This is a genomic window from Psychrobacter sp., assembly GCF_036731945.1.
Taxonomy (GTDB): domain Bacteria; phylum Pseudomonadota; class Gammaproteobacteria; order Pseudomonadales; family Moraxellaceae; genus Psychrobacter.
Genome location: NZ_DAINDI010000023.1, coordinates 37,851 through 43,246, shown reverse-complemented (window position 1 = coordinate 43,246; position 5,396 = coordinate 37,851). Strand labels below are relative to the sequence as shown.

At 42.8% G+C, this 5,396-nt stretch carries 3 protein-coding genes; all 3 read right to left on the bottom strand.

What is annotated here, in order from left to right:
* Positions 1-1,175: 1,175 nt before the first annotated feature.
* Positions 1,176-2,858 (bottom strand): NAD-dependent malic enzyme, encoded by a 1,683-nt coding sequence (locus V7D75_RS06620; RefSeq protein WP_442968932.1) that lies wholly within the window; start codon positions 2,856-2,858, stop codon positions 1,176-1,178.
* Positions 2,859-3,217: 359 nt separating this feature from the next.
* A complete protein-coding gene (locus V7D75_RS06615) occupies positions 3,218-4,288 on the bottom strand; it encodes a CaiB/BaiF CoA transferase family protein (protein ID WP_333613913.1) in 1,071 nt (356 codons plus the stop codon).
* Positions 4,281-5,396 (bottom strand): 3-hydroxyacyl-CoA dehydrogenase family protein (locus V7D75_RS06610; protein WP_333613912.1); only part of this gene is annotated, 1,116 nt, incomplete at its 5' end. The genes V7D75_RS06610 and V7D75_RS06615, both read right to left, overlap by 8 nt.

The following is a 5,396-nucleotide window of genomic DNA, read 5'->3' as shown; positions in this document are numbered from 1 at the left end:
TACACAGTTTTTAGGAAAGGCTCGGACCTTATTCTGCTTTCTTGCACTCGATTAAAAAGGCACTTTGCTAATTCTAGCTCATGGCCACCATTTAACGCTTCTTCAAAACCTCATAAGCTATCTAAATTTAGCTAACGACTACGTATAAATGAAGTTGTGGAATTAAGATTAATGTTGGAGACATCTATCAGCTAGAATGGAGTAAAGAACAATTTAACTTCCAACCACAAGCCTCGCTTAACAAGACAGGGACGTAGCCGCGACTAATACAAACTATTAGATGATAGACCCTTCAATATTATAGTGTTAATAATATCTAATAAATCAACTTTACCTCAATAGGTCAAAACAAGAGTAACCAGCTCTTGGCTTTTTTTATACTTTGAATGAAAGATATATCCTTTATTACAATCATTTAAAAGTTTCATTTGTATACCCTTACTTTTAAAATATCTGCTGAAACTATCCGTTTTGATACTATTTTGATACTTCAAATTTATTGATAACCATATCTACTTGTTGATATGTATATTTATCTTTCAACCCAACCCTTTAATACAAGAGGCTTTAAGCCAATAATTGCAGCTACTTATCGCCACTCATTGTGTATTGTTGTTGTAAAAACAAGGACTCATAATCCTTTGGTCGTAGGTTCAAGTCCTACTGGGCCCACCATATATTGAATCAGGCTTGTTCGCAGCGATGCAACAAGCCTTTTTTTATAGGATTTTACGTAATTTCTGAATGCTTTGGTATATGGCGAATTATATAGAAATAATTGATTTTGTTAATACTGCCGATATCACTCCTAAATACATTAATAGAAAGGCTTAATACTCCTACGTCTGAACAGTACTTTCATAATGATGCCTATATAAGACCTACTTTTGAATTAAATCATAAGCTTAAGCTACCTAAGAAATCAAAAAGCCCTCTACGCTATTTTATATAGCGTAGAGGGCTTTAACGGTTTTAATGAATGAATAGCTGATGACTATAGAAAGACGCCGATGTACCTGCTGAACTAATGGCTGTTTTTATGCTAAATCAAATCAGCCGCAACCGACCAACTGTATTTAGCAAATTTCAGTTAGCGTTCAAGCAAGGACATGCCCTAGCCTAGAACCAGCTATCTACTATTTATTTATCATTTACCTATAAACACCTTCTAAAAATTAGAAAGAAGTACGACGATAATTGCGATATTCAGGCAACCAAAAATTCGCTTCCAATCGGCGCTGTAGGTTCTCCGCTGTGATAGGTAGTGCCAGCTTATCTTGAACCGCTTGCAGTGCCACTTCATAGGCTATTTTTTTACTAATCTCTTTAATAACTTTAATTGGCGGTAGTATGGCACCGGGCGCTTTTTCGTACTCCATTGATATATCTGCAAGCGCTTGGCTTGCCGCCATTAACATATTATCGCTGATACCTCTCGCCCGTGCTGCGAGAACACCAAGACCAATACCAGGGAATATATAGCTGTTATTACATTGAGAAACCTCAAAAGACTGACCGTTAAAAGTGGTATGAGCAAAAGGGCTACCCGTTGCGATAATGGCGCGACCACGGCTCCAGTTCATCACTTCTTGCGGTGTGGCTTCCACACGAGACGTCGGGTTTGAAAGCGGTAGTACAATTGGGTGTTCAGTATTAGCACATAAGGACTCGATCACCTCTTGAGTAAACAAACCTTTTTGTCCACTCACGCCGAACAATACCGTTATTTTTGCTTCTTTCACCACTTGCGCTAAACCGAGTTTTTGACTCTTATCCCAATGTTCAATTGCTGATTGTTTTTGCACCAGTGGCTCTTGGAATTTTTGTAATTCTGTCATGCTATCGATGAGCAAACCGTAACGGTCAACCATAAATACTTGACTGCGTGCTTGCTCTTCGGTCAAGCCTTCGCGCTGCATTTGGCGAATGATATGCTCAGCAATACCGCAGCCCGCAGAACCTGCCCCTAAGAATGCTATTTTTTGCTGACTGAGTTTTTGCCCTTTATTGAGGCACGCGGCAATCAAAGCGCCGACCGAAACCGCAGCCGTCCCTTGAATGTCATCATTGAAACAGCATAACTGGTCACGATAACGATTTAATAACGGCGTGGCGTTTCCTTGAGCAAAATCTTCAAATTGTAATAAAACCTCTGGCCAACGACGCTTAACGGCTTGAATAAATAAATCGACAAATTCATTATATTCATCGCCAGAGATGCGTGGATTTCTCCAACCCATGTACATAGGATCGTCAAGTAGCTGTTGGTTATTGGTACCGACATCTAACAAAATAGGCAGACAGTAAGCGGGACTGATGCCACCGCAAGCCGTGTACAACGCTAATTTGCCAATGGGAATGCCCATACCACCAATACCTTGGTCGCCAAGGCCCAATATACGTTCACCGTCGGTAACAACGATTACTTTAACATTCTGTTTGGTGGCGTTTTGCAGCATATCGTCGATTTTATGACGCTCAGGGTAGGAGATAAATAAGCCCCGTTTCCGGCGATAAATTTGCGAGAATTTCTCACAAGCTTGACCAACCGTTGGCGTGTAGATGAGCGGCATGACTTCCTCAATATGCTGCTCAACCAGATGATGAAACAAGGTCTCATTGGTATCTTGTATATTACGCAAATAAATGTGTTTATCCATCGCATTGGTAAATGAGCGCAGTTGGTGATAAGCCCGCAGAGACTGCTCTTCAATCGTCTCAATGTTGTGTGGTAATAGCCCTGTTAAATTAAAGCTATCACGTTCTTCTGATGAAAAAGCACTACCTTTATTCAATAAAGAGGTTTCTAATAGCGCGGGGCCAGCAATAGGAATATATAAGGGACGCTTGTTTGACATAATAAAATCTTCTTATTAAGGACGTATGAGTGAAAACGATGCTAGGGCTGCATTATACATAGCATCCGCTCATGTTTAACAATAGATAACAAATCATTTTGAGTCAGTATGGCTTTAAACTTGATTGCTTATACATTTGCCTAGAAATACTGCCGTTTTCTCTAAAATTGCATGCAATGAGTCGATTACCAAGCCAATAATGATAAGTTCATAAAGGGGTTAACGCAAAAGAGGAATGTTTTTTCAGTCGCTTAAAAATGCCGTAGATGCTAAAAATATAATGGCTAAGTGATTAAGTGGCTAAATGATTAAGCTATTAACTGATTCACTAATAATAACGTTACTTCAGCTTCATTACCTTACTGCCAACCCAGTGTCGCCCCATACTCATCTTGGTGGGCAAATAGAGGATGTGCTCTTGCCTCCTCTAAACTCAATACTGGCGTGACGCACACATCGGTGGATGCAAAAACATGCTGCCAATGGCTTAAAGGCTGATTGGCAAAGGTATCAGCAACCACTTGTGCTGCCTCTTGGCTGGCCTTAGTATTGGGCATAACCCCACACTGCCAATGTACATCTTTAAGCTCAGGCAATTCTAATACTTCACACAACCCTTGCCAGAATTTTAGCTCTAGTGAACCCACCGCCATATGGCGATCATCGGAAGTTCTGTACAACCGATAACAAGGCAATAAACCGCCTAAGAAATCCTGTTGCGGCTCTGGGTTTTTGCCAGAAAAGCTGGCAACCAGTTTTCCAGTCGCTTTTGGCATGACCAGATGCTGATACAAGCTGTGCGTCATACTAATGGCTACGTGGCGGCCTTTCCCCGTACGCTGCGCTACAAATACAGCCGCTAACAGAGCAATCACCGCCGTGTCACTACCGCCTGCTAAGTCTGCAAACTGAACATTGGGCATTGCCTGCTCGCCATCTGCCGTCTTGAGCTGGTCAAGCACCCCGCTCATCGCCATAAAATTGATATCATGACCGGCTTTATACGCCCAATCATGAGTGATGTCGTCGCTATCCGCCATGCCATAGCCCGTAATTGATACCATGACCAGCTTTGGATTAATGGCATGCAAGGTTTTAGCATCAAGCCCCATGCCCTCAAGCACCTCAGGGCGAAAGCTATCGAGCATCACGTCGCTATCTTTGAGTTGCGCTTTGATAGTTTCGATACCTTGCGAGTCACGAAAGTCAACTTTTAAAGTGGTTTTGCCATGATTAAGGGCGGTAAACAAATCCCCAAAAGCGCGGGCTGGATCGCCATTGAGTGGTTCAATTTTGATAATATCCGCGCCTAAGTCCGCAAGCAATCTGGTCGCAAATGGCCCAGGCAGGTTGCGCGTCAAATCAACGACGCGCAGCCCTTGTAAGCAGTCTTTCATAGCATCTGCTCGATTAACCGTCGATTCAGTCATCTGAGAAAACCTCGCCTTTTGTCGCCTTTTCCACTAATATCTGCGCAGGCTCAAAACGTGCGCCATATTTCTGTGCCAGCTCACGACTACGCGCGACAAATTTATCGACGCCTACTGAGTTGATAAACTGTAGCGTCCCCCCTTGGTTTGGCGCAAAACCCCAACCAAAGATAGAGCCGATGTTGGCATCAGCCACCGTACGAACCACGTTTTCCTCGAAACACTTCGCGGTCTCATTGGCTTGCACGTAAAGTAGACGGTCTACCAAGTCTTGCTGCGAGGGCTGCTCATCTGTCGTTGGATACAGTTCAGTGAGCTCAGACCATAGATGTTTTTCACCATTCTCTGGATAATCATAAAAACCTTTAGACACCTTTTTACCTTCGCGGCCAAATTCTTTGACCATTTTTTCTACTACTGACATCGCAGGATGCGGCGTAAAGGCCTTATCTTCTGCTTCCATTGCCTTTTTAGTCTGCTCCATCACGTGTAATGACAGGCTGAGTGACACCTCATCTTGTAATGCGAGCGGCGGCATCGGCATACCAGACTTCATACCAGCCACTTCTATACTGCATGGATGAACACCCTCAGCTAACATGGCAATGCCTTCTGAGACATAAGTGCCAAAAACACGCGATGTATAAAATCCGCGGCTGTCATTGACAACGATGGGCGTCTTGCCAATTTGACCAACATAATCAAAACTTTTTGCTAGCGTGGCATCGTCGGTTTTTTCACCAATGATAATCTCAACAAGTGGCATCTTATCAACCGGTGAGAAGAAATGTAGACCGATAAACTGGTTCGGGCGTTTGCTGGCTTTAGCAAGCTCAGTGATTGGCAAGGTTGAGGTGTTCGATGCATAAACGGCAGTCTCTGGAATAACGGCTTCAGATTGTCGCGTACATTGTGCTTTAATATCAATGTCTTCAAAAACAGCTTCAATGATTAAATCACAGCCTTCTAAATCATCATAAGACGTGGTGGTCTTGATAAGGTCTAATAATGCTTGTTTTTTGTCCTCTGTTGAACGCCCTCGGCTGATGGCTTTGTCTAGCAGCTTAGTAGAGTAGCTTTTGCCTTTTTCAGCGCCTTCAATAGCCGT

What these genes read in the sequence shown, in the direction of transcription:
- V7D75_RS06620 (WP_442968932.1), bottom strand. Translation starts at nt 2,858, where the DNA reads ATGTCAAACAAGCGTCCCTTATATATTCCTATTGCTGGCCCCGCGCTA.
- V7D75_RS06615 (WP_333613913.1), bottom strand. Translation starts at nt 4,288, where the DNA reads ATGACTGAATCGACGGTTAATCGAGCAGATGCTATGAAAGACTGCTTA.